The 23,962-nt window shown below is 31.4% G+C and carries 26 protein-coding genes and 5 tRNA genes; 18 read left to right on the top strand and 13 right to left on the bottom strand.

The window, feature by feature from the left end; translation table 11 throughout:
* From AJ939_RS10760 to AJ939_RS06755, 4 genes are all read right to left on the bottom strand, one after another.
* Positions 1 to 2,046, bottom strand: a 2,046-nt coding sequence (locus AJ939_RS10760) for a beta strand repeat-containing protein (RefSeq protein WP_410002386.1), incomplete at its 3' end; no start/stop codon positions are given.
* 205 nt (positions 2,047 to 2,251) lie between these two features.
* On the bottom strand, positions 2,252 to 3,028 hold the full coding sequence (locus AJ939_RS06765) for a UDP-N-acetylmuramate dehydrogenase (protein ID WP_070275910.1): 777 nt from the start codon (positions 3,026 to 3,028) through the stop codon (positions 2,252 to 2,254).
* Complete coding sequence (fliQ, locus tag AJ939_RS06760; RefSeq protein WP_002851290.1) at positions 3,025 to 3,294, bottom strand: flagellar biosynthesis protein FliQ; 270 nt, start codon at positions 3,292 to 3,294, stop codon at positions 3,025 to 3,027. The genes AJ939_RS06765 and fliQ overlap by 4 nt, the downstream gene beginning before the upstream one ends.
* An 11-nt stretch (positions 3,295 to 3,305) precedes the next feature.
* Positions 3,306 to 4,166, bottom strand: a complete 861-nt coding sequence (locus AJ939_RS06755) for a menaquinone biosynthesis family protein (RefSeq protein WP_070275911.1) — start codon at positions 4,164 to 4,166, stop codon at positions 3,306 to 3,308.
* A 105-nt stretch (positions 4,167 to 4,271) separates the two neighbouring features.
* Here AJ939_RS06755 and recA point away from each other — a divergent pair, with 105 nt between their 5' ends.
* The 12 genes from recA (at position 4,272) to AJ939_RS06690 (ending at position 10,140) form a co-directional block, all read left to right on the top strand.
* Complete coding sequence (gene recA / locus AJ939_RS06750) at positions 4,272 to 5,303, top strand: recombinase RecA (RefSeq protein WP_002862302.1); 1,032 nt, start codon at positions 4,272 to 4,274, stop codon at positions 5,301 to 5,303.
* Entirely contained in the window at positions 5,303 to 6,547 is a 1,245-nt protein-coding gene (gene eno / locus AJ939_RS06745; protein ID WP_044779909.1) for a phosphopyruvate hydratase, read from the top strand. The genes recA and eno overlap by 1 nt, the downstream gene beginning before the upstream one ends.
* A gap of 65 nt (positions 6,548 to 6,612) precedes the next feature.
* Positions 6,613 to 6,816, top strand: a complete 204-nt coding sequence (locus AJ939_RS06740; RefSeq protein ID WP_002839177.1) for a hypothetical protein — start codon at positions 6,613 to 6,615, stop codon at positions 6,814 to 6,816.
* The gene (gene cgpA, locus AJ939_RS06735) at positions 6,806 to 7,468 is read left to right on the top strand and encodes a glycoprotein CgpA (protein ID WP_044778615.1); all 663 of its coding nucleotides are present in this window, start codon (positions 6,806 to 6,808) and stop codon (positions 7,466 to 7,468) included. The genes AJ939_RS06740 and cgpA overlap by 11 nt, the downstream gene beginning before the upstream one ends.
* Positions 7,468 to 8,316 (top strand): DNA ligase, encoded by an 849-nt coding sequence (locus AJ939_RS06730; RefSeq protein WP_044794075.1) that lies wholly within the window; start codon positions 7,468 to 7,470, stop codon positions 8,314 to 8,316. The genes cgpA and AJ939_RS06730 overlap by 1 nt, the downstream gene beginning before the upstream one ends.
* A 42-nt stretch (positions 8,317 to 8,358) precedes the next feature.
* Positions 8,359 to 8,436 (top strand) — tRNA-Pro (locus tag AJ939_RS06725).
* Between the two features lie 24 nt (positions 8,437 to 8,460).
* Positions 8,461 to 8,537: transfer RNA gene (locus AJ939_RS06720), tRNA-His, on the top strand.
* A 4-nt stretch (positions 8,538 to 8,541) separates the two neighbouring features.
* Positions 8,542 to 8,618: transfer RNA gene (locus tag AJ939_RS06715), tRNA-Arg, on the top strand.
* Positions 8,619 to 8,632: 14 nt separating this feature from the next.
* Positions 8,633 to 8,709 (top strand) — tRNA-Arg (locus AJ939_RS06710).
* A gap of 5 nt (positions 8,710 to 8,714) precedes the next feature.
* Positions 8,715 to 8,799, top strand: a tRNA-Leu gene (locus AJ939_RS06705).
* Positions 8,800 to 8,973: 174 nt separating this feature from the next.
* The gene (locus AJ939_RS06700; RefSeq protein WP_052797896.1) at positions 8,974 to 9,417 is read left to right on the top strand and encodes a hypothetical protein; all 444 of its coding nucleotides are present in this window, start codon (positions 8,974 to 8,976) and stop codon (positions 9,415 to 9,417) included.
* Positions 9,418 to 9,702: 285 nt separating this feature from the next.
* On the top strand, positions 9,703 to 10,140 hold the full coding sequence (locus tag AJ939_RS06690) for a DUF411 domain-containing protein (protein ID WP_070275912.1): 438 nt from the start codon (positions 9,703 to 9,705) through the stop codon (positions 10,138 to 10,140).
* A gap of 9 nt (positions 10,141 to 10,149) precedes the next feature.
* Here AJ939_RS06690 and AJ939_RS06685 read toward each other — a convergent pair whose 3' ends face one another.
* The 9 genes from AJ939_RS06685 to AJ939_RS06645 all read right to left on the bottom strand — a co-directional run bounded on the left by AJ939_RS06685 (position 10,150) and on the right by AJ939_RS06645 (position 18,803).
* Positions 10,150 to 10,653: a TlpA family protein disulfide reductase gene (locus tag AJ939_RS06685; RefSeq protein WP_038814768.1), complete on the bottom strand. Its 504-nt coding sequence runs from the start codon at positions 10,651 to 10,653 to the stop codon at positions 10,150 to 10,152.
* Positions 10,614 to 11,102 (bottom strand): TlpA family protein disulfide reductase, encoded by a 489-nt coding sequence (locus AJ939_RS06680; protein ID WP_070275913.1) that lies wholly within the window; start codon positions 11,100 to 11,102, stop codon positions 10,614 to 10,616. Before AJ939_RS06680 ends, AJ939_RS06685 begins: the two co-directional genes overlap by 40 nt.
* On the bottom strand, positions 11,099 to 11,752 hold the full coding sequence (locus tag AJ939_RS06675) for an ABC transporter ATP-binding protein (RefSeq protein WP_002860103.1): 654 nt from the start codon (positions 11,750 to 11,752) through the stop codon (positions 11,099 to 11,101). Before AJ939_RS06675 ends, AJ939_RS06680 begins: the two co-directional genes overlap by 4 nt.
* Positions 11,749 to 12,867, bottom strand: a complete 1,119-nt coding sequence (locus AJ939_RS06670) for an ABC transporter permease (RefSeq protein WP_053872189.1) — start codon at positions 12,865 to 12,867, stop codon at positions 11,749 to 11,751. Before AJ939_RS06670 ends, AJ939_RS06675 begins: the two co-directional genes overlap by 4 nt.
* Positions 12,857 to 14,149: an ABC transporter permease gene (locus AJ939_RS06665; RefSeq protein WP_079860488.1), complete on the bottom strand. Its 1,293-nt coding sequence runs from the start codon at positions 14,147 to 14,149 to the stop codon at positions 12,857 to 12,859. The genes AJ939_RS06670 and AJ939_RS06665 overlap by 11 nt, the downstream gene beginning before the upstream one ends.
* Entirely contained in the window at positions 14,136 to 15,539 is a 1,404-nt protein-coding gene (locus AJ939_RS06660; RefSeq protein ID WP_070275914.1) for a Fe-S-containing protein, read from the bottom strand. Before AJ939_RS06660 ends, AJ939_RS06665 begins: the two co-directional genes overlap by 14 nt.
* An 81-nt stretch (positions 15,540 to 15,620) precedes the next feature.
* Positions 15,621 to 16,160: an iron transporter gene (locus AJ939_RS06655; RefSeq protein WP_002778842.1), complete on the bottom strand. Its 540-nt coding sequence runs from the start codon at positions 16,158 to 16,160 to the stop codon at positions 15,621 to 15,623.
* Positions 16,157 to 18,250: an FTR1 family protein gene (locus AJ939_RS06650; RefSeq protein WP_070275915.1), complete on the bottom strand. Its 2,094-nt coding sequence runs from the start codon at positions 18,248 to 18,250 to the stop codon at positions 16,157 to 16,159. The genes AJ939_RS06655 and AJ939_RS06650 overlap by 4 nt, the downstream gene beginning before the upstream one ends.
* A gap of 349 nt (positions 18,251 to 18,599) precedes the next feature.
* Entirely contained in the window at positions 18,600 to 18,803 is a 204-nt protein-coding gene (locus AJ939_RS06645; RefSeq protein ID WP_070239903.1) for a hypothetical protein, read from the bottom strand.
* Positions 18,804 to 19,134: 331 nt separating this feature from the next.
* Between AJ939_RS06645 and AJ939_RS06640 the strand changes: the two genes are divergently transcribed.
* The 6 genes from AJ939_RS06640 (at position 19,135) to map (ending at position 23,756) form a co-directional block, all read left to right on the top strand.
* The gene (locus AJ939_RS06640; RefSeq protein ID WP_002856010.1) at positions 19,135 to 19,317 is read left to right on the top strand and encodes a YjfB family protein; all 183 of its coding nucleotides are present in this window, start codon (positions 19,135 to 19,137) and stop codon (positions 19,315 to 19,317) included.
* 141 nt (positions 19,318 to 19,458) lie between these two features.
* A complete protein-coding gene (nhaA, locus tag AJ939_RS06635; protein ID WP_002855944.1) occupies positions 19,459 to 20,607 on the top strand; it encodes a Na+/H+ antiporter NhaA in 1,149 nt (382 codons plus the stop codon).
* On the top strand, positions 20,604 to 21,773 hold the full coding sequence (gene nhaA, locus AJ939_RS06630; protein ID WP_070275916.1) for a Na+/H+ antiporter NhaA: 1,170 nt from the start codon (positions 20,604 to 20,606) through the stop codon (positions 21,771 to 21,773). Before nhaA (AJ939_RS06635) ends, nhaA (AJ939_RS06630) begins: the two co-directional genes overlap by 4 nt.
* An 8-nt stretch (positions 21,774 to 21,781) precedes the next feature.
* Entirely contained in the window at positions 21,782 to 22,243 is a 462-nt protein-coding gene (locus tag AJ939_RS06625; RefSeq protein ID WP_004305803.1) for a C40 family peptidase, read from the top strand.
* A 1-nt stretch (position 22,244) separates the two neighbouring features.
* On the top strand, positions 22,245 to 22,988 hold the full coding sequence (murI, locus tag AJ939_RS06620; RefSeq protein WP_004298135.1) for a glutamate racemase: 744 nt from the start codon (positions 22,245 to 22,247) through the stop codon (positions 22,986 to 22,988).
* Between the two features lie 9 nt (positions 22,989 to 22,997).
* Entirely contained in the window at positions 22,998 to 23,756 is a 759-nt protein-coding gene (gene map, locus AJ939_RS06615) for a type I methionyl aminopeptidase (RefSeq protein WP_002868878.1), read from the top strand.
* Positions 23,757 to 23,962 lie beyond the last annotated feature (206 nt).

The raw sequence follows: 23,962 nt of genomic DNA, 5'->3' as shown, positions 1-23,962 counted from the left end.
ATCAAAGCTTAAAGATATTTCTCCACCTCCATTGGTTCCTATATTGCCAATATTGTTTTGATTAACACCTGAGATGATATCATTTATATTATCAAGTTGTCCTAGATCGAGATTACTCTCATCTATAGTAATTTTATCAGCACTTACATTTCCATTTCCACTTCCACCTACAACTATAGTGTCTAATTTACCCGTATCTTTATCTGTAGTAACAAGCCAATCTTCTATGACTATGCTACCAGATCCGCTGTTAGTTAAATGATTGCCACTATTATCTTTATCTATGGTTCCTTGGTTATTAACAAAGATGGTTCCACCACCTTCATTTTTAATACCACTTGTAATAGTCGCATCAGAATCATTTTTTAAACTTAAATTATTATTACTTTTATTGAAAATATTACCATAAATAATTCCATTGTCAGTATTTAAAATACCACTTCCTTTTGCAGAAGCAATAAGACCTTCATTTTCAATAGTGATACCGTGAGTTTGAACTTCTGTATCTTTTTGTCCAATGGTTCCAGTATTTATAATACCCCCATTACCACCTTGGATAGTTCCAGATACATTGATACTAGTATTTACTTGCTTACCACCGCCTATATAAATACCTGCATTACCACCTTCTAATCTACCCCCTTCTTTAACTTCAATACCTTCACCCTCAATACCATTTTTACTTCCATCTATATGGATTGCATCATTGCCTGCTTTAATAACACCACCTTCTTCTATAGTGATTTTACCAATATTAACGGGCTTTTTATTTGTATCAAATGCATAAAAAGTTATACCATTGTTGCCTGCTTCTATAGTTCCTTTATTTGTAAGGGTTTCTATCTTGTTGCCATCACCTATGAAGATAGCATTGCCGTTTTGATTTTTGATTAGGCCTGTGTTTTCAAAATTTTTAATAGTGGAGCTTGAAGTTCCCCAACTTTGAATGAATACTGCTCCTGATAATTGTTTGGCTCCAGATGTTCCTTCTATAGTACCAGTGTTTTTAAAATTATCTATAGTGGTACTTGATATATTTATACCTACTCTTCCTGAAAGAATGCCTGAGTTATCAAAATTTGTTATAGTAGAACCAGAAAGATTTACCCCAGAGCTAGCAAACATAGCCCCATTAGGTCCTCCTGGATCTTTTCTTCCATCACCTTTTAAGATTCCGTTTTTGCTATTGATAAATGTTTGGATTGTAGAATTGCCAATATATATTGCTTGTGTATCCCAGTTTTTTACATCTTGATTGCTGGTTTGAATAGTGCCACTATTATTAAGAGTTTGTACACTTGAATTATTTATGCTTATACCTCTATGTCCTTCGCTTTTAATGTTTCCATTATTGGTAATGGTTTTAACATCGGTATAATTAAACTGGACAGCTTCTTTATTTGTTGAACTTATAACTCCAGTATTGTTAAAATTATTAATCGTAGATTTATTATTAGCACCGCCTTCGAAAAAAACTCCTTTATCGCTTGAAGCTATAGTTCCACTGTTATCAAACTGATCCACAGTGAGAGTTCCCTGACCTCCCCAAACTCCCATATAAATTTGACCATTAACTTGACCTGTATTTTCAAAGGTGTTAACAGTGATGGTTCCTGTAAAACCTCGATCATGTTCTACAGCTACCTTACCGTTAATAGTTCCTTTATTGGTAAGATTAGCAAGAGTAAGAGTGTTGTTACCACTAGCATGGGCATAGATGATTTTATTGTTATTACCTATACTACCTAAAGTTCCACCTGCTTCAATTATTATGGTATGCACACCTGAATCAGAAATGTTGATTTGATTGTTGATTGAACTACTTACAGTCGTATTAATCCTAGCTTGAGGAGCATAAACACTTGCTGAACTAGCTTTAGTATTTTTACTTATTTCATCATAAGTTTTTATTTCAGGAGTAGGTGCAGCATTTGCACAACTAGCTAAGAAAGAAATAGCAGCCAAAGATAAAACTATCTTTTTAGAATTTAAACAGGATTCTTTACCCTCTCCTATAGGTGTTTTAGTTAATGTGATATTTTTCATAAGAATTTCCTCCCTTTATAATTTGTTCTATATATTATATTTTTTAAAAATAATATAAAATACAAAATAAAACGACAGAATATTAAAATAGTTATACTTAAAATATTATTAAATACTTATTATAATAAAACTATATTGTTTGAATTTATGTTTTATTTAAAGTTAGATTAAGAGTAAATTTTTAGACTTTTATTGTTTTCTGTGTTTAGATTATAATTACTTCATTTTCTAAGTTTATGCCAAATTCTTCAAAGACTTTTTTTCTAGCTAATTCGATAAGAAAAAACGCATCTTCAAAACTTGCATTTTTTTTATTGATTAAAAAATTTGCGTGTTTGTCGCTTAACATAGCATCTCCCTTGCTAAATCCTTTAAGTCCTACAGCTTCGATTAAACGTCCTGCAAAGTCGTTTTTTGGATTTTTAAAGATAGAGCCAAAGCTTGCCCCACTAGGTTGGTTGCTCCTTGCATTTTTTAAAGTTTTATCTTTAAGGGTATCAAAGCCAAAATTTAGTTTAAATTCAGCCCAAAAAAAAGGCATATTTAAAGGACAAAAACGATAATCAAAATTTATATTTTCTCTTAAAATTTCGCCTTGAAAAGTAGCAATTTTGATTAAATTTTGACTAATGCACTCTCCTTTAAGTCCTGCATTCATCTTCAAAAGCCCGCCAAGTGTACCAGGAATTTTGCTTAAATACTCAAAACCCTTAAGATTATTTTCTTTGGCAAAACGATACATTTTGCTTGATTTTGTTTTGCAGCCTATGCGAAGATGGGTGAAATCTTTATTTTGATCTAAAATTTGTATAAAATCAAAACTATCTCCTAAAATTCCTATATTTTTAGGTTTTGGGCTAACTAAAAGGTTATTTGCGCCGCCTATTAAAAAACCATCAAAATCACAAATTTGATCCAAAACTAAAACTTCAAATTTATTTCCTATACGCACAGAAGAGTATTTTTTAAAATCAATGATCATTTGATAAAAGTTGGAATTTGATTTAGTATGTTTTCGGTAAAGTCAATCATAGTTGTAGTCATCCAAGGCATTAAAAAGATTAAAATAACTACAACCAGGATGATTTTAGGAACAAAAGAAAGTGTCATTTCGTTAATCTGTGTAGTTGCTTGAAAAATACTGATTACAAGCCCTGCAATAAGCCCTGCTAAAAGCATAGGCAAGGAAAGTAAAAGTGTGATTTTAAAGGTTTGCACTCCAAGAGCAACCAAGGTACTTTCATCCATTTTTATCCTTTTTAAGAATTTCTAGCTTCTTCGTATTCGCTAGGGATAAGATAATCATTTACATGTATGATTTTATCATAAAATTTATAATCATATCCTAGTTTAAAAAGCGTATCTACAGCTAAAAGTTGAGTTTGATTCATGCTAATGGAGTTTTTATTGGCATATAGATTAAGATAAGTATCCAGTTTTTCTTCATCAACACGGATAAGTTTTCTTTCCATAAGCATAGGGGTTAAAATTTTACGATTTGCATCGGCGATTTTTACAGCATTGGTTAAATCCTTTTCGATTTTAATCGCATCGCTTAAAGGCAAAGAGCGACGCAAAGCCATTCCACCTAAAGGCAAAGGTAAATTTTCTTTAGCAAATTCAAGCCATATATCCCAAAGTTCTGCTTCCACGCAAAGACTTTGATCAAATTCTAAAATGCTTTCATGGATCAAAACTCCTGCATCTACTTCACCACTTAAAACTGCATTTTCAATGTCTAAAAAATTCTTATAAATAATTCTAGCTTCAGGGTATTTCATACGAAAAATCAAAGCATTGGTGGTATTTGCTCCACTCAAAGCGATTTTAAAATTTCTTTTTAAATGCGTATCTTTTTTCTTGATGAGTTTTGGCCCATAACCTTCGCCAAAACTCACTGCTGTGCGTAAAAGTGCATACTCAGAAGCGATTAAAGGATAAAGCCCAAAAGAAATAGCCGTAGCATCAAATTCATTTTTCAAGGCAAATTCATTTAGAGTTTGTATATCTAAAGCTGTATTTTCATAAGCAAAATCATTCCCCATCCACCCAAATTTAATAGCCATATACATAAAAATATCATCAGCATCAGGAGAATGTGCAATAGTAATTTTTTTCATCTATGTTTCCTTTAAATCTTTGCTTTAATTCTAGCAAAATAAATCATTATTTAATTTTATTTTGTTAGAATTCTAACTAAAAATTTAGAATTTTTAAGGAAAGTTATGGATGATAATAAAAGAAAATCTCTAGACGCTGCCCTAAAAAGTTTAGATAAAACCTTTGGAAAAGGCACTATCTTAAGACTAGGGGATAAAGAAGTTGAGCAAATCGATAGCATAGGCACAGGTTCAGTTGGACTTGATCTTGCTTTAGGTATAGGCGGTGTTCCAAAAGGAAGAATTATAGAAATTTATGGGCCTGAAAGTTCAGGTAAAACCACTCTAACTCTACACATTATCGCAGAATGCCAAAAAGCAGGTGGAGTTTGTGCTTTTATCGATGCAGAACATGCGCTTGATGTAAAATATGCTAAAAATTTGGGTGTAAATACAGATGATTTGTATGTTTCTCAGCCTGATTTTGGAGAACAAGCCTTAGAAATTGTAGAAACTATAGCAAGAAGTGGCGCAGTAGATCTTATCGTAGTAGATAGCGTTGCAGCACTTACCCCAAAAGCAGAAATTGAAGGCGATATGGGTGATCAACATGTAGGACTTCAAGCAAGACTTATGTCTCAAGCTCTAAGAAAACTTACAGGTATAGTTCATAAAATGAATACCACAGTAATTTTCATCAACCAAATTCGTATGAAAATCGGCGCTATGGGTTATGGTACTCCTGAAACCACAACAGGTGGAAATGCGTTAAAATTTTATGCTTCTGTGCGTTTAGATGTTAGAAAAGTAGCAACCTTAAAACAAAACGAAGAACCTATAGGAAATCGTGTAAAAGTAAAAGTAGTTAAAAATAAAGTTGCTCCTCCATTCAGACAAGCTGAATTTGATGTGATGTTTGGAGAGGGTTTAAGCCGTGAAGGTGAGTTGATTGATTACGGTGTAAAACTTGATATCGTAGATAAAAGTGGTGCGTGGTTCTCTTATAAAGATAAAAAACTTGGACAAGGTAGAGAAAACTCAAAAGCTTTTTTAAAAGAAAACCCTGAAATTGCAGATGAAATCACAAAAGCGATTCAAAATTCTATGGGAATAGAAGGTATGTTCAGCGGTAGCGAAGATGACGAAGGAGAAGAATAATGTTAGTAATTGAAGATGTTAGAGCCTATGAAGTTCTTGATAGCAGAGGAAATCCAACCGTAAAAGCTGAAGTTACGCTAAGCGATGGAAGTGTAGGTGCAGCCATAGTTCCAAGTGGTGCAAGTACAGGTTCAAAAGAGGCTTTAGAATTGCGTGATAATGATGAAAGATTTGGTGGAAAAGGCGTTTTAAAAGCTGTTGCAAATGTCAATGAAACCATTGCAGATGAAATTTTAGGGCTAGATGCTTTTAATCAAACTCAACTTGATGATACTTTGCGTGAGCTTGATGGAACAAATAATTACTCAAATTTAGGCGCAAATGCGACTTTAGGCGTATCTATGGCAACAGCTCGTGCGGCTGCGGCTGCTTTGGGAATGCCTTTGTATCGCTACTTAGGTGGTGCAAATGCAAGCATTTTGCCTGTACCAATGTGTAATATCATAAATGGTGGTGCTCATGCAAACAACAATGTAGATTTTCAAGAATTTATGATCATGCCTTTCGGTTTTACCAGCTTTAAAGAAGCTTTGCGTTCGGTTTGTGAAATTTATGCGATATTAAAAAAAGAACTCGCAAATTCTGGACATTCTACGGCTTTAGGTGATGAAGGCGGTTTTGCTCCAAATTTAGCTAACAACACAGAACCTATCGATCTTTTAATGACTTGTATCAAAAAAGCAGGTTATGAAAATCGTGTAAAAATCGCTCTTGATGTAGCAAGTACAGAATTTTTCAAAGATGGCAAATACAACATGGAAGGCAAGGCTTTTTCAAGCGAGGATTTGATCGAACGCTATGTAGAACTTTGTGCGAAATATCCAATTTGTAGTATCGAAGATGGTTTAGCTGAAAATGACTTTGAAGGTTGGATCAAGCTTACTGAAAAATTAGGCAATAAAATTCAACTTGTGGGTGATGATTTGTTTGTAACTAATGAAGATATTTTAAGAGAAGGCATCATCAAAAAAATGGCAAATGCTGTGCTTATTAAACCAAATCAAATCGGAACTATTACCCAAACTATGAGAACTGTGCGTTTAGCGCAAAGAAATAACTATAAATGCGTGATGAGTCATAGAAGTGGCGAAAGTGAAGATGCTTTTATAGCAGATTTTGCTGTAGCTTTAAATACAGGACAAATCAAAACAGGAGCCCTAGCAAGAGGCGAAAGAACTGCAAAATACAATCGCTTGCTTGAAATTGAACTTGAAAGTGATGAATACTTAGGAGAAAAGCTCTGAGCGATTTACTTAAAGAATACGACGAAAGCACAAGAAAAAAAAGTTTTTATACCCATGTTATAAAAATGATTTTTTGGGCTTTTCTTGTTGTAATTGGAGCGATTTATTTTGGCAATATGTTTTTTGGGCAGTATTCTTTAGACACTTTATTAAGCTTAGAAAATACCAAAGAAGAGCTTAATAAAAAGATTATTTTGCTCAAAGAACAAAATGCTAAAGCACAAAAAGATTATTTTGAATTAAAAGGATTATACCCAAATGAAAACTAGAATTTTGGCAATATTTTTTATTTTTACCTCTCTTTTATATGCTGATGAAAATCCTTTCAAGACAGATCAAAATATAACCTTGGTTGCTCCACCTGAATTTCAAAAAGAGGAAGTTAAATTTAATTCTAGTGCAAGAATTTTAAAAAGCATCACTTTTAATTATATCAATTTAGACGGAAGTGAAGATAAGATCGATTTAGATATCAATAAAAGTATTGATTGGCACGATACTTATACTATATCAAGATTTAAAAGCCCTGATCCTTCAAAAGTACTTGATGTTTCAGTTACTATACCTGAAAAAAATAGCTCTAAACAAGAATCAAACTCAACAGCCAATGTTGAAATACCTTTACAGGTTGCAAAGATTTATGATTTTATTTCTTACGCGGTTTATAAAAACAAAATAAAACTTAACACTAGTGATGAAATGATCACAGATTTTTCAGTAGGAAATCCAAGCAAAATCGTTATAGATTTTAGATCTAACTTGATTAGTCCTACAAAAAACATACGCCTTAGCAATTCTATTTTTAAACGCATAGACTTTGGATCTCACAAAGGATATTATCGACTTGTAATATATCTTGATGGAACTTATAATTATAATATTCAAAAAGATGCAACTGGATATATGATTAATCTGCTTTGATGAGATTTATTTTTTTAATATGTTGTGCTTGTTTAGTTTTTGCTAATGAAATTTTACTTCTTAGCAAATTCGATAAGCAAGATTTTAACTCTAAAGATTTTAATGCTTACTTGATGAGCGAAAAATTTGATGGAGTACGTGGAATTTGGGATGGAAAATATCTAAAAACTCGCCAAAATTATAAAATAAAAACTCCTGACTTTTTTACAAAAAATTTCCCTCCTTTTGCTATTGATGGTGAGCTTTGGATAGCAAGAAATAAATTTGATGAAATTTCAGCTTTAATTCGTAGTGGCGATAGCAATTTGACCTTATGGAAGGAAGTAACTTATAATATTTTTGATGTGCCAAATGCTTGCGAAGAATTTCAAATTTCTACTTGTACTCTTAAAAATCGTTTGGCTGTTTTAGAAGAGTATTTGCAAAAATATCCTAGTGCCTATATAAAAATTATTCCTCAAATTCCAGTTGAAAATCAAAATAATTTAAATCAATTTTACGAAAGCATTATAAAAAATCAAGGTGAAGGTATTGTCATACGCAAAAATTTAAGTCCTTATGAAAAAGGCAGAAGTAAAAATGCTATGAAATTAAAACCCTATGATGATGCAGAATGTGAGTTGGTAGGATTTCGCAAGGGTAAGGGTAAATTTGAAAATCAAGTAGGTGCCTTACTTTGTAAAATGCCTAATGGACAAATCATTAAAATAGGCAGTGGTTTAAAAGATGAAGATAGAAAAAATCCTCCAAAAATTGGTAGTATTGTGACTTATAAATTTAATGGATTGACCAAAAATTCCTTACCTCGCTTTCCGGTTTTTTTAAGAATAAGAGATGAAAATCCTTGACTTTAAAATTATTTTGTGATAAAATATTTCCTTTTATTTATTCGGGGTGTAGCGCAGTCTGGTTAGCGCACTTGGTTTGGGACCAAGGGGCCGAAGGTTCGAATCCTTTCACCCCGACCATTTTTTATAAATTTATACAAAATGGTGAGTGTAGCTCAGTCGGTTAGAGCATCAGATTGTGGTCCTGAGGGTCGTGGGTTCAATTCCCATCACTCACCCCACTAAGCGCTCGTAGCTCAACTGGATAGAGCAACAGACTTCGGATCTGTAGGTTATGGGTTCGATTCCTATCGGGCGCACCACCAAGATTTTATATGCGTTCATAGCTCAGCTGGATAGAGCAACGGCCTTCTAAGCCGTAGGTCAGAGGTTCGAATCCTCTTGGGCGTACCACTTTAGCGGATGTGGTGAAATTGGCAGACACGCCAGACTTAGGATCTGGTGCAGCAATGCGTGAAGGTTCAAGTCCTTTCATCCGCACCACTTACTTTTATCATTTTCAAACAAGAGTTGATTTCTCATAAATTTTTATTTCATTTTAAAATTTCTTATGATTGTTAGATAAAATGTAAATTTAATTTAGATAAATTTAAAAATTATCTTGCAAAAGATTTGAAAAATAATTAAAATATACAAAATTCAATTCAAGGAGATAAAATGAAAAAATTAGGTTTAGCTTTAGCAGCTTTAGTTGCTTTAAATGTGTCAGCATTTGCAGGGGTTATCACTATACATGATTCTAATTTAGTTAAAGTATCAGGAGGAGATGATGCCTATGCAAAAATAGCTTTAGAAGATGCTAAAGAAGAAATGAAAAATCAATTTAACACTGATAACTTAGAGATTTACGCTATAGAAAGTATCAAGAAAGATGATCCAGAACACTATAATGTTATTCAAAGGGGTGTTTTTAAAGTAATGAAACAAAAGATAGCAAAAGGAAAGATTATTTATTATAATGAATTCTTAGTTGTAGATAGAAAAACAAATTGGGCTGCTGAATGGAATATTGAATGTGTTAAAGGGGATAAATATACAAAATCAAACGATAAGGTTTCTTGTGATGGTGGCGCTGCTGATAAGTTCTATAATTTCAAATAATACTTGAAAGCTCTATTATTTTAGAGCTTTCACACCATAAAGGTTTTAACTATAAAAAAACATAGTAAGTATAAAATATATCTAAATTTTAAGCTTTTTAAGTTAAAAATTTCTAGTTTTTTAAATCGTTTTATCTTTTATATCTTTGCTGTAAAGACAAAATCAGTACTCATTAAAAATCTTTTTCTTGATTAAATTTTTGTAAATTCATTTTTAGTGTTAAAAATGTGATGATATTAACTTTATAAAAGTATTATTATATATTTTTTACTTAGGATAGCGATTATGAAAAAAACAATTTTAACCATTCTTTTTTTACTCACTCTTACGCAAGCTAAGGAAATACAAGTTTATGAAAGTCCTACTTGTGGCTGTTGTGATTTTTGGGCTGATTATATGAAAGCTAAGGGTTATGAGGTTAGTGTTCATAAAACCAATGATTTTCTTAAAATCAAAGAAAAAATGGGTATAAAAGATGAGTATCAAAGTTGCCATACAGGTGTGATTGAAGGTTATGCTATTGAAGGGCATGTTCCTGAAAGTGCTGTAAGCTGGTTGCTTGAAAACAAACCTAAAGATGTTATAGGAATTTCAGCTCCTGGCATGCCGCAAGGAAGCCCAGGAATGGAACAAGGTTATAGTGAAAAATATCCTGTAATTTTGATGAAAAAAGATGGAAGCTATGAGCTTTATGGATATTTTATAGGAGATAAAAAGCTTTAAAGTAAATTTTTAGCTTTTTACTTTTTTGATTTCTTTTTCAAGTATGCTATAAGGAGTTAAGCCTATGAATTTTTCATCCATTTTTCCTTCTTTGAAAAAACTAAGCACAGGTACTCCATATATTTCCCCAATGGCACTTGAAAGGTATTTAGCTGCTCTTTTTTCATAAAACATTGCTAAATTAGATAAACCTTTTTCATCAGCCCAAGCTTTTGCATCATTTGCATCATTTGCATCACCTAAAACCACAAAGATACTAAAATCATAATTTTTAGCCAAATTCTGCAAAATAGGAATTTGTTCTTTGCAAACTCCGCAATCTTTTGTGAAAAATACTAAAGCAAAATTTTGTGCTTTATCATTTAGTTTTAGGCTTTTTTCAAAACCATTGTAGGCAAAATTATAGGTTTTATCACTATTTAAAGCTTTAAAATTTTCTCCACTATCACAAGCTACAAAAAATAAAGCTATGATTAAAGCAAAGAAATAAGCTTGGATTCGAAAAATTCCCATGGTTTTTCTCCTAAAATTCTATCTTTTATCATCCCATCTTTAATGATGATGGTAGTAGGGGTTGTAAACACAGCGTAACGATCATTGGTGATTTTAAGATCGTCTTTTAAAACTTTTACATTTTTAAAGTCAAATTGTTCGGCTAAAACCTTAACCACATTGGCATTATCGATGGAATTTATAGCATAAACACTGATTTTATTGGGGTGATTTTGTATGAATTCATCTAAAGAAGGGAGTTCTTTTAAGCAAGAAGGGCAGCCATTTTGAAAAAAGACTAAGACTTTTAAACTTGTATTATCATCAGCAAGTTTTACAGCTTTTCCTAAGGTATCTTTAGCTGAAATTTCAGCGCTTTTTTCTCCAACTTTTCCAGTATCTTTTGAATTTTCAAAAGAACAAGCATTGAGCAAAAACAAAATGCTTAAGATTAAAAGGCTTTTTTTCATTTTAACACCCCATGTTGTAAGATAAGGGTTCGATCTGCGAATTTGGCTAAATCAGGATTGTGTGTGATTAAAACTATGGTTTTACCTTCATTTTTTAATTTTTGCAAGGTTTGAAGAACGATTTGTTCATTGGCTTCATCTAAATTTCCTGTGGGTTCATCTGCAAGTAAAAGCTCTGGGTTGTTGATCAAAGCTCTTGCTATGCAAACTCTTTGTTGCTCCCCGCCACTTAATTGGCTAGGTAAATGAGTGAGTCTATGTGAAAGTCCTACTTTTTCAAGAACCATTTTGGCATCTTCTTCATCTACGCTTGAGTGATAATACTGAGAGAGCATAACATTTTCTAAGGCGTTAAGATAGGGGATAAGATGAAATTGTTGAAAGACAAGTCCTATTTTTTCACGACGCAAGGTGATTTTTTGCTCTTCATCCATTTGCTCTAGGTTTTCATTATCCAAGATATACTCTCCAGAGCTTGGAGTATCCATGAGTGATAGTATGTTTAAAAGCGTTGATTTTCCACTTCCTGATGGACCCATGATGGCAAGCCATTCTCCTTCATAGACGCTTAAGTTGATATTGTTTAAGGCTTTAACTTTGCCAAATTCTTTATTTAAATTGTTTATTTTAATAAGTTCTTTTTTCATCATTCACCTTTCAAATTTTCACACACATTGATTTTTAATGCTCTTTTTATAGGAAAAAATGCAGCCAAAAAGGCAAAAATCAAAGAAATGATTAAGGCTATAAAAACAGCTATAAATCTAAAATCAATACTAGAATTAAAAATCAAATAACCAAAGACATTGGCTAAAAATATCCCACAAAAAGCTCCGATTAAACTAGCAAAAAAACTTACTATAAAGCATTCACTAGCAAAAAGTTTAAAAATTTCACTTTTTTTTGCACCCAAGGCTAAACGCAGTGCGATTTCTTTTTTGCGAGAAAATATAATAGAGCTTAAAGTTGTATTAACGCTAGTAGTGACTATGATCAATACTACAAGTATGATTAAAAACATTAAAGCTTTGATTTTTCCAAGCACTAAACCTTCACTTAAGGATACTGAAGATATAGGTTTTACATCGATGAATTCATTGTTGATTGCTTGTGTTTTGGCTTTAACTTCATCAAAATTTCCATAAACTACAGCATTAGCATAGTTAATACCGGCTCTATCGCTTAAATTTTGCACCACGCTTAAAGGGGCTAAAACAATGCTATCAAATTCATCATTGCTTGAAAGTATGCCTTTTATGGTAAGTTTTATGCTTTTTCCGTTGTTTGGATTGTAAATTTGAAGTTCATTGCCTGTTTTTAGGCCTAGTTGCTTGGCTAAATTAACCCCTAAAAAGGCTGAATTTTCATCAAAATCATTTAGAGAAAAGCTTCCTTCTTTAACTTCTAAAAAAGGTTTAGTGATTTTTAAAGCCCTAAAATCAGTGCCTAAAACCACTCCGCTTGTACTGCCTAAATTTAAAAAATCATACAAAAAAGGAGTTAAAGCTCTAGCCTTTAAATTTTCTTTTATTTTTTCATACTCAGCATTGGAGATAAAATTTTCATCCTGCTTCGGGCTTATCATTACATTTGCTCCATAAGCTTTTAATTCTTTAGAAAGTTTGGTATCAATATCAAAATAAATATTTAAAAAAGCTGAGCAAGTAAGTGCTCCTATAAAAACACTTAAAACTATAATAAAAAGTCTTTGATAAGAAAAGCTAATGCTTTTAAAAAGCTCATTAAGGAAAAACTTATCTACCATAAAGCACTCCTGCAGCTGAAAGTTGTGTGATATTTTTTATAGGAAGCAAGCAACCTAGTAAGGCAATAAGTCCTGCAAAAATAAAGCTTAAAGGTAAAGCTACAAAGGCTATATCAATAAAATATCCAAAAATACCAAGACTGATGATTTGAGAAAGTGCTGTGCCAAAAATAAATCCAAATAAAGCAGCAAATAAAGCTACGATTAAATTTTCACTAGCAAAGATGAGATAAATTTGAAAAGTATTAGCACCAAGCACTTTTAAAAGTCCTATTTCTTTTTTTCTACGATGAATTTCAGAACTCATCAGGCTTGAAATCGCAATACTTGCAACAATAAGACAAATAATGCAAGTAATGCCCATTAAGGATTGGATCTTTTTAACCACCAAGCTTTGAGCATCGCTTATAGCATTTAGAGCTTTTGCATCAGCACCTGGTAAGCCATCACTAATTTGACTAGCGATTGAGCCTACATAAGCTGAGCAATACCATTTGTCATATTCTAACTGATCTAATTTTTCTTCGCCCATGCGACGCACTTTTTCAGAAAGGGCTGATTCAGGTATGGTAAAAGCTCTTACTTCTGCACTTGAGTAAAGCCCTTGTTTGTTGAGTAAATCTTGAGCTAAATTTAAAGGAGTGATGATTTTATTTGACATTTTAGGATTGGCATGAAGTAAAATGCCTACAATTTTTGCTTCTTTGCTTTGATTGTTTTCTCCTATGAGTTTGATAGTATCTCCTAATTTTAATTTATTGTTTTTAGCAAAGTCTTCACCTAGCATGATTTCATTGCTATCATCTTTTGCCCATTCTCCTTGCACTGCTAAATAAGGATAAAGACTTTTTATACCTGTGATAAAATCATCATCATCTTTAATTTTTATGGCTTTTTGAAAATAAGTCCCATAAATAAGTGCTTTTTGCTGGGAGTTTTCAATTGTGATTTTACCTTCTAAAAAAGGAGCAAGTGCGGTGATGTTGTTACGCCAATAAATGTCTTTAATCATATATAAATTTTTTTCTTCTAGATAGTTTTTGTTTTTTAAGGGTTCATAAAGTTCATTACCTATTTCTATACTAAGACTTGAGCCTTTGGGTAAAACAAGGATATTAGAGCCATAGCTTTTGAGTTGTTTGGTTACTTCATCGCCTATACTTAGGGTAATATTTAGCATAGTAGAGAGTAAAAGCGTGGCTAAAAAACAAGTAAGAAAGGCTAAAAATTTTTGAATTTTGTTTTTAAATATAGAGTTAAAAATCATTTTAGCCAACATCATTTCTCCTTTGGATTAAAAATTTCGCTTCGTTTTCTTCTACATATTTTGTAGGATCTTTTTTAAATTCTTCATAGTTGTTTTGATTTGAAAAATAATAAGTAATCCCTTTATAGCTATAAGAAAAAGGAGCTTGGGTGTTTATAACCTTTGTTTTTGATACAGGATCTTGCACTTCAATTTCTTTGATTTGACTAAAATAATTAGATCCTGCTATTACATCTTTAACATCTATGGTAATTTTTTTACCATCGTATTCGTATTTGAGTGGGATAGGATTGCAACCCCCGCTTTTGCCTACACTAGGCAAGAAAATACGCACATTGCAAGAAATGCAAATGAGTTGTCCATCTTTTTTGATATAGCCCATATCTCCACAAATCATACAAGCATCAAAAACAGCTACAGGAGAATCCCTATCTTCTCTTTTGTTGATAAGAAAAAACCTTATCACTTTGCCTTCAGCGCTGATATAAGCAAAGCGGTGGAGTTTGTTGTCCCTTAAAAGAGCTATATCAAAGATAAATTTGCCATTCTTATCGGGTAAAATTTCTTTAGGCTCATCTATGGTTAAAGGCTTAGAGCTTACCATAAAAAAGTATAAAATAATGCAAAAACTTATAACACAAGAGATAAAAACACTGGAAAAATAGCGATTAATAAGACTTGTTTTAGCTTTGTTTTTGCGATAATTTATATCTAAAATTTGTTTTTTGCTTATATTTTTTTTGCGAATTTTTAAGCTTAAGAATGCTAAAAAAGTGATGAAAATTAAATAAACATAAATTCCAAAAACACCAAAATAATTACTTTTTCCTACAAAACTCACTAAAAAAGTATGAGTTTCTATGATGGAATTTCGCATTAAGGTAAGCAAGATATTGGCTAGAGCTTTATCGCTTTCTATAAGGATAAGCAGTAAAAACAGCATAAAGCTTGTTTTTTGATTAAAATTTTTTTGCCATTTTAAAAAGAAGAAAATCAAAATACAAACAAGCAAGGCTAAAGCAATAAAACCTAAAGAACTTATACCTTCGCTATCGATTAAAGAGCTAGTAAAAATAGGGAAATCTTGACTTAAAAAATAATAATGCAAAGCGGTGCAAAAACTTAAAATTCCCAATAAAATAAAATTTAAAATTTCAATTTTTTTCCAAAAATAAAATATAAAGCTTACTAGCAATAAACCTATAAAAACAAAATCAAAATTAAAGATTAAATTTTCGGTTTTTAAAAATTGTGCTGCGATAAAAAAAGCAAAATATCCAAATAAAAAGCCCAAAAAAACTACTAAAAAACTTTTAAAAATATATTTTTTATCAGGAGTGATAAAGGCTATTAAAATACTTAGTGGCAAAACACTGATAAGAAAATGCACAAAATATATACTCATAATTTACTCTTTAAACATTGTTATTTTAATTTTTCAATAAAAATAAAAATATTTAAACACTCGGAAAATCCGAGTGTAAAATCATTTTGGCGTGCCTGTGTATTTGAATTTATAATCTACTTTAAAAGGTTCAAACCACTTACCCACGCCTGTTTCTTCATCAACATGGCGTCCAAAACCTTGTTTTTCTGGATTTGAGATATAAAAAGTAAGTTCATAATTTCCTACGCCAAAGCCACCTTTTTTATCTTTTTCCATAGCGATATTTGCGCCATAGTGAGGACCATCATCAGCCACCATAGGCATCAAAGTTCCGCGTTTAATCGCACCTGTGTCGGTATTTTTAAGTTCATAAGCTATAGTTAAATAAGGCATCCAAAAACCTTCTGGAAAACCATTTGGATTGTTTTTAAGTGCGTGAATGTCAGCTTCTAGGTGAATATCTGCTAAAGATGCAGCTAAATCAATACCTCTTGGCTCCATTTCAATAGGTTGTAAATAAACAGCGGCTATTTCCATACCATTAAGTTCTTTTGGATCACCGATTGGCACTTCGCCTGCAAATAAATTTGTACTAATAACCGCAGCTGCAGCAACTACTGATAAAACTTTTTTTATCATGATTTTACTCCTTTTTTTGAAATTTGTTTTGTTATTAAAATGCCAATAATTAGCATGATCAAAACTATAAATTGAGGGATTAAAGTTTCATAGTAAGGATAAATTCCAAGCCATAAAATCGGTTCAAAATTCATAGGTATAAGACTAGGAATGATGACTTTTCCTTCTATGAGTTCGGCTATGCCTTTGCCTGTAAAAACAAAAACCATGTAAAAAATAATGTAAGAAGTGATATAGAAAAATTGTTTTACAGGTATGCGAATGGCTCCTGCTTTTAAAAGAAAATATAAAACAATAAGTATTAAAATTCCAAGTCCAAGCCCACCAAAAACAGCACTAAAATCAGTGCTTGTTTTAGCATCAAAAAGCAAGGCTTGATAAAAAAGCACAGTTTCTGCACCTTCTCTATAAACAGCTAAAAATACGGTGATCCAAAGGGTTTTTGCACTATTGTTTGATATAGCATCTATAGCACCTTGTTTGATATAGCTTGTCCATTTTTTATTTTGTGCGTTTGAAAGTAGCCAAAAGCCCACATAAAAGAGTAGTAATACGGCTATAAGCATGGTAATACCCTCTATAAGCTCTCTACTTTGTCCTGCATTTTCTTTGAATAGCCAAGAAACTCCAAAAGCGGTAATAAAACTTAAAATCACTCCTGTAAAAAGAGCACTATAGGCGATATTTAGACGATTTTTGTTGCCACTTTGCACAAGATAAGAAACAATGGCTACAACGATAATCAAAGCTTCCAAGCCTTCACGCAAAATAATGCCTAAAGCCCATATAAACAACGAATAAGGGGTGGAATCTTGAATTTTATCTACACTGTTTGCTATGAGTTGTTCTAAGTCATTAAAAGTAGCTTCAAGCTCTTTTTTATCTGCACTTGCTTTAATCAGTGCTACGCCTTTGGAAAATAAACTTTCTATTTTAAGTTTTAAGCCGCTATCTACAGCACCGATTTTATTTTCCATACCGCTTGCTTCAAAAGTATCTAGATAAATTCCTTGCAAATCATCTACTATAGAAGCGCTAAAGCCATCATAATTTTTCAAAATTCCATCTAAGGCAAGTTTGATATCATTAGAAACTTTGGCATAATCTTTGCCTTTTGTTTCATCATTAAAGCCTGAAATTTGCAAACTTGAAAGTTCTGAATTTGGAATTTGTAAGAAAACATCAAAAATTTGTTCTTCTATGTTATCTAAGCCATCTCTTAAGTCTTTTTCATCTATTTTTGCATCGTTGATTTGGCGTATAAGGGTGCGTATGGCTTGTTGAATTTTTTGATCGTTTCCTGCTTTGGTAAATTTATTTACTAAAATTTCTACTTTGGTATTGCGATAATCACTAAATAAGGCATCATTTAAAAAATCTTTACTAGCTTGGTAGTTTTTTTCTTTAAAAGCATTAGCTGCCTGTGAAAATTTGGTAGAGATATTATCTAGTATAAATTGCAATCTTACGTCCATTGCAGCAGCAGCTTGTAAATCAGCGCTTGCATTATCATCTGTAAGTTTGCTCGCATCGTTGTTTGTAGGTGTATTAGGAGTTTGAGTGCCTAAAGAACTTTGTGCTAAATCTTTTTTATCCACGCCCATCATTTGTGCGATTAAAGCTTCTGCATCAGCTTCGCGTTTGGCATTGGCTTCTAGGCTTGATTTTTCAGCTTTAGCCTTATCATAGTTTGTATCGCTTGCTTCTGCTTTTAAACGATATCCATTTTGTAAGATTGGGGCTACTTCATCAAGATCATAATAAAGACTATCAATTAAAGCATTAATTTGTGTTAAAGGAGCTTCATCTTTATACATGCGACGCAAATTTACAAATTTACGCTCCATGGTGATGGCTTTTCTTCCTATGTTTCTTCCTATAGGGCCTTCCATATTTTCAAAATGTTGAAAATACGCATCTTCGCTAAGCTTTTTAGCACCTAGATTATCCCCCTTTTTATAAGTTTCTATGCTTTGTTTTAGCATATCTTTGATAAGATTTGCTTCATTAATATAATCATCTACTCTAGCAAAAGCTGAGCTTGATAAAAAAATACTTATAATTAAAAATATAATTTTAAAAATTTTCATTATCATTACCCTTGGTTTTTGATAAAAATAATATTTATTATCAAAATAAATAATGGCTAGTATAATATTAAAAATCTTAAATAGAACTAAAAAATAAGCTTTTGTATTGATAATATTTTTTATTAATTATATTTAAGATATATTTTAATAAATTTTTAAATATATCTTATTTTTGTGATTTAATATGGGTTGTTTTTAAGTATCGCAAGATTTTCTTCTAAACTATCCACTTTGGGATATTGTTTTTGTATTTTTAATTTTTCCTTTTTTAGTGTTTTAAAAGCTTAATAAAAATCAAAAAATCATTTATTGTGTATTCTTCAAGGAGATGGTTATAGCATATTTTAGATTAAGTAGATATATCCAAAAGTTTATCTTTTTTGTTGGTATCTGTGTTTATAGAATTGCTATTGTCTTTATTTGCTTCTTCTTTCTCAGCTTTAGCTTCTACTTTTTCTTTTTTTTCTTGAAATTTTAAAGTTGAAGTTATATTAATTCTTTTACTTTCAAAATTTGTATCTACTATTCCCCTACAAGGTGTATTAAGTAACATTAGCAAACTCCTATATAATTGCAATAGCTTTTTAAGTTGTAATTTTTGATTATATTATAAATCGTATAAATAAGATAAAACTTAAATTTATTGAAGTAAAATTTTTATCTATTTCATTTGCTTCTAAAAGTATCAACCATCTATATTTTGCTTATTGTTTCATAGTGTAAAAATTTTTAAAATAGGATTTTATCTTAAAAAATTTATGATTTTTAATTTCAGATATTGGTTTCCTTGAAAAATTTTAAAAAGTTTAGTAAAAAATATTAAGTTTTAAAAATATCATCCGATTTAAATAAAGTCTTAAGACTCAATCTAAAAGGAGGATGATATGGTTTCAGATGTTTCTATGGGTAATGCTAATTTAATGACTGCTGTTAATACTTCAGTTTTGAAAAAATCTATGGACACAAACGAGGCATTGATGAATGAACTCATCGAAGGTATGGAAGGTGTCTCTCAAGCCTCCGCTCCACAAGTTTCTAGCTCTAGTGGTTTGGATATTTACGCTTAAATATCTTAAGAACAAGCTTAAGAACTTGTTGGTATCTTGAGCTTGTTTTTTTAAATAATTATTTCTTTAGTATTTTTTCGTTATAATTTTGCCATTTTATTTATCGTATTAAATTTTTATAATATTTATTTAGGAGCAAGGATGCAAATGATAAAGAAGATGGTTTTAAGTGAAACTTTCCCTGGTATTTTGCTTATATTTTTTACATTTTTAGCCTTATTATGTAAAAATTCTTCTTTAAGTGTTATTTATACAGATTTTTTTCATGCTAATTTTACAGTAGGATTTGATCATTTTCAAATTTCAAAGTCGTTGGATTTATGGATAAATGATGGTTTGATAGCTATATTTTTTCTATGTATAGGGCTTGAGTTAAAATATGAAATTTTACGCGGACAGCTTAAAAATATAAGAGCTGTATCTTTACCTATATTTGGAGCTTTGGGGGGTATGATTACTCCTGCTTTAATTTTTGCTGCTATTAATTATTCTCATGATTTTGCTATGAAAGGTTGGGCAATACCTACGGCAACCGATATAGCTTTTGCAGTGGGTATTTTGATGCTTTTAGGAAATAAAATTCCTACAAGTTTAAAGCTTTTTTTACTTTCTTTAGCTATTTTTGATGATTTGGGCGCTATTGTTATTATTGCTTTATTTTATACAGATCAGCTTTCAGCTTTGGCGATTATTATTTGTTTGTTTTGTATATTTGCTCTACTTTTGTTAAATTATTATCACATCACCCATCTTTCTTTGTATGTGTTAGTAGGTGTTGTATTGTGGATAGCTATGCTTAAAAGTGGAGTACATGCGACTTTGGCTGGTGTGATTATTTCTTTATTTATACCACTTGATACAAAAAATAAAAAACCTTATTTACATGAAGTTCTTAAGGATTTAAATCCTTGGGTGGTTTATTTTATCTTGCCTTTATTTGCTTTTGCTAATGCTGGGATTGATATCAGAGATATGCATCTTGGTTCGGTATTTTCGCCTGTAAGCCTTGGAATTATTCTAGGATTATTTTTAGGAAAGCAACTAGGTGTTTTTACTTTTTGTTTTATTGCTATCAAACTTAAGCTTGCAAAACTACCTGAAAATATTAAATATGGAAAATTTTATGGTATATGTATTTTAACAGGCATTGGTTTTACGATGAGTTTGTTTATTGATGGTTTGGCTTATAAAAATAGTGATATTTTTGAACATGCGGATAAACTTGCTATTTTAATAGCTAGTTTTTTAAGTGCCATTGTTGGTTTTATTTATCTTAAGATTGTTAAATGAATAATATAGTACATAAATTAAAAACTTTAGTTTTAAACGAGGCTTTTGGTGGTGTTTTACTTATAGTTTGTACTTTACTTGCTTTGCTTGTGCAAAATGGATCTTTTAGTGAACATTATCGAGAATTTCTAAATTTAAAAGTCGGATTTAGTGTAGGTGAATTTGAGCTTAATAAGCCTTTTTTACTTTGGATAAATGATGGGCTTATATCTATATTTTTCTTTGCTATAGGGCTTGAGCTTAAGAAGGAATTTTTGCACGGGGATTTTAAAAATCCTAAAAATATTGTTTTACCTTTTATGGCTGCTTTAGGGGGTATACTTATACCTGCGATGTTGTTTGCTTTGGTAAATATAGGAGATGCTTATACTTTAAAAGGTTGGGCTATACCTACAGCCACAGATACAGCGTTTGCCTTAGCGATTTTAATGATGTGTGGCAAGCATATTCCATCAAGTTTAAAAATTTTCTTACTTTCTTTGGCTATTTTTGATGATGTGGGTGCTATTTTAATTATAGCTATTTTTTATACGACAAAATTATCAATAGTTGCTTTTGTCGTTGCAGGAATTGCTATTTTGGCAATGCTTGTTTTAAATATTTTAGGAATAACAAGAAAGTCTTTTTATTTTATTTGCTCAGTTATTCTTTGGATTAGTGTTTTAAAAAGTGGTGTGCATGCAACTTTAGCTGGAATCATAACAGCATTTTTTATACCGATGCAAACTAAAAATGGAGAAGCATTTTTAGAAGAAATCTATGAAAGTCTAAAATTTTGGCTCGCTTTCGTTATATTGCCTTTATTTGCTTTTGCTAACGCTGGGGTAAATTTATCCAATATCGATATAGGAGCAATTTTTTCAGGTGTAAGTGTAGGTATTTTCTTGGGGCTTTTTGTGGGTAAACAAGTGGGTGTATTTTTGTTTTCTTATTTGGCAATCCGCTTTAAATTTGCAGCCTTGCCCCAAGGTTCAAATTTGAAACAACTTTATGGGGTTTGTATACTTACAGGAATTGGTTTTACAATGAGTTTGTTTATCGATGGCTTGGCGTATGAAGTCAGTGATATTTTTAATTATGCAGATAATTTAGCTATTCTCATAGCTTCATTTTGTTCTGGGATTTGGGGTTTTATTTATCTTAAATTCTTTGCTACTCGATCTTAAGGGGATTGATGAGGCATATTTTTTTCATCATCGCGATTATATTCTTTATAAGCGGATGTAGTTTTTATCAGAATTTAAACTATACTCGTCCGATTTATAATACAAATAAAGAAACAAAACTTAAGACTATAGCACATGAATGGAAAAAAACTCCTTATGTTTTAGGTGGAACTACTAAAAAAGGTGCTGATTGTTCAGGATTTACACAGAGTGCATTAGCTCAGCTTAATATACGCATACCTCGCACCACAAAAACTCAATTAGGTTCTGGGAGAAAAGTTTCTAAATCAAAATTGCAAACAGGAGATTTGGTATTTTTTAAGACAGGTAGAGGGCCAAATGGTATGCATGTTGGTATTTATATGAGCAAGGGAAAATTTATACATTTATCTACTAAAGGTGGAGTAAAAGAAGTCGAGCTAAATAGTTCTTATTGGAAGGCTCGTTATATAGGAGCAAGAAGGTATTAAAGTGAAAATAGGTGTATTTGATAGCGGGGTAGGGGGGCTTAGCGTTTTAAAATCTCTTTATGAAGCTAGACTTTTTGATGAAATTATCTATTATGGAGATACCGCAAGAGTTCCTTATGGAGTAAAAGATAAAGATACTATTATAAAGTTCTGTCTTGAAGCATTGGAATTTTTTGAACAATTTCAAATTGATATGCTTATCATTGCATGTAATACTGCTAGTGCTTATGCTTTAGATGCTTTAAGGACAAAAGCACATTTTCCAGTATATGGTGTAATTGATGCAGGGGTTGAAGCAACGATAAAAGCTTTGCATGATAAAAATAAAGAAATTTTAGTCATTGCAACAAAAGCAACCATTAAATCAGAAGAATACCAAAAGCGTTTATTATCCCAAGGATATACAAATATAAATGCTTTAGCTACAGGGCTTTTTGTGCCTATGGTTGAAGAAGGTATTTTTGAAGGAGATTTTTTGCAAAGTGCTATGGAGTATTATTTTAAAAATATCACAACTCCAGATGCTTTGATACTCGCTTGCACTCATTTCCCTTTACTAGGTCGTTCTTTAAGTAAGTATTTTGGCGATAAAACAAAATTAATTCATTCAGGAGATGCCATAGTTGAATTTCTTAAAGAAAGAGAAAATATAGATTTGAAAAATCATAAAGCAAGATTACATTTTTATGCTTCAAGCGATGTTGAATCTTTAAAAAATACTGCTAAAATTTGGCTAAATTTATAAGGAAATAAAATGATAGAATTGAAAAAACCAGATGAAATAGAAAAATTAAGAATAGCAAATCAAATTGTAGCAAAAACTTTAAATTTTTTAGAGAATGAAATTAAAATAGGAATGAGCTTAAAACAAATCGATAAAATGGCAGAAGATTATATTTTAAGCCTTGGCGCCAAGCCATCATTTAAGGGACTTTATGGTTTTCCAGGTGCCATTTGCACATCTTTAAATCAAGTTTGTATCCATGGAATTCCAGATGATAAAATTATCAAAGAGGGTGATATTTTAGGTCTTGATGTGGGAAGTTTGATTGATGGGTATTATGGGGATGCAGCAAGAACTATTGCTATAGGAGAAGTTTCACCCACTGATAAAGCTTTAATCTCTTGTGCTAAAGACGCGTTATATCATGCTATAGATATTATTCGTGATGGAATGCGTTTTAAGGAACTTTCAGCTGCTTTAGGCGAATTTATCCATGCAAGAGGTTTTGTCCCGCTTCGTGGATATTGCGGGCATGGTATAGGACGAAAGCCCCATGGAGAGCCTGAAATTTTAAACTATTTAGAAAAAGGTGCGAGTGCAAAAAGTGGCCCTAAAATTAAAAATGGAATGGTGTTTTGCATAGAGCCTATGATATGCCAAAAAGATGGAACACCAAAGCATTATAATGGAAAATGGGATGCTGGAAGTATTGATGGGCTGAATGCGGCTCATTATGAACATTGTGTTGCCGTGATTAATGGGCGTGCTGAAATTCTTTCTATGATATGATATTAAATTATAAAAATAATATTTTTTTCTTAAAATCCTAAAAATTTAAAATTTTTTAAATAATATTGTAGTAATATTCTTTAATAATTTAAGTTACTAAATGATATTTTTATAGCAGATTAAGTGTTTTTAGAATAAAATGTCACATCGTATTAAACTAAAACATAAATATGGTTTAGATAATTTAATAAAAATTGTTAAATTAT

The sequence above is a fragment of the Campylobacter sp. BCW_6889 genome (genome assembly GCF_001762535.1).
Taxonomy (GTDB): domain Bacteria; phylum Campylobacterota; class Campylobacteria; order Campylobacterales; family Campylobacteraceae; genus Campylobacter_D; species Campylobacter_D jejuni.
The sequence above is the reverse complement of the archived record's forward strand: the minus strand, read 5'-3'. Positions and strand labels throughout refer to the sequence as shown.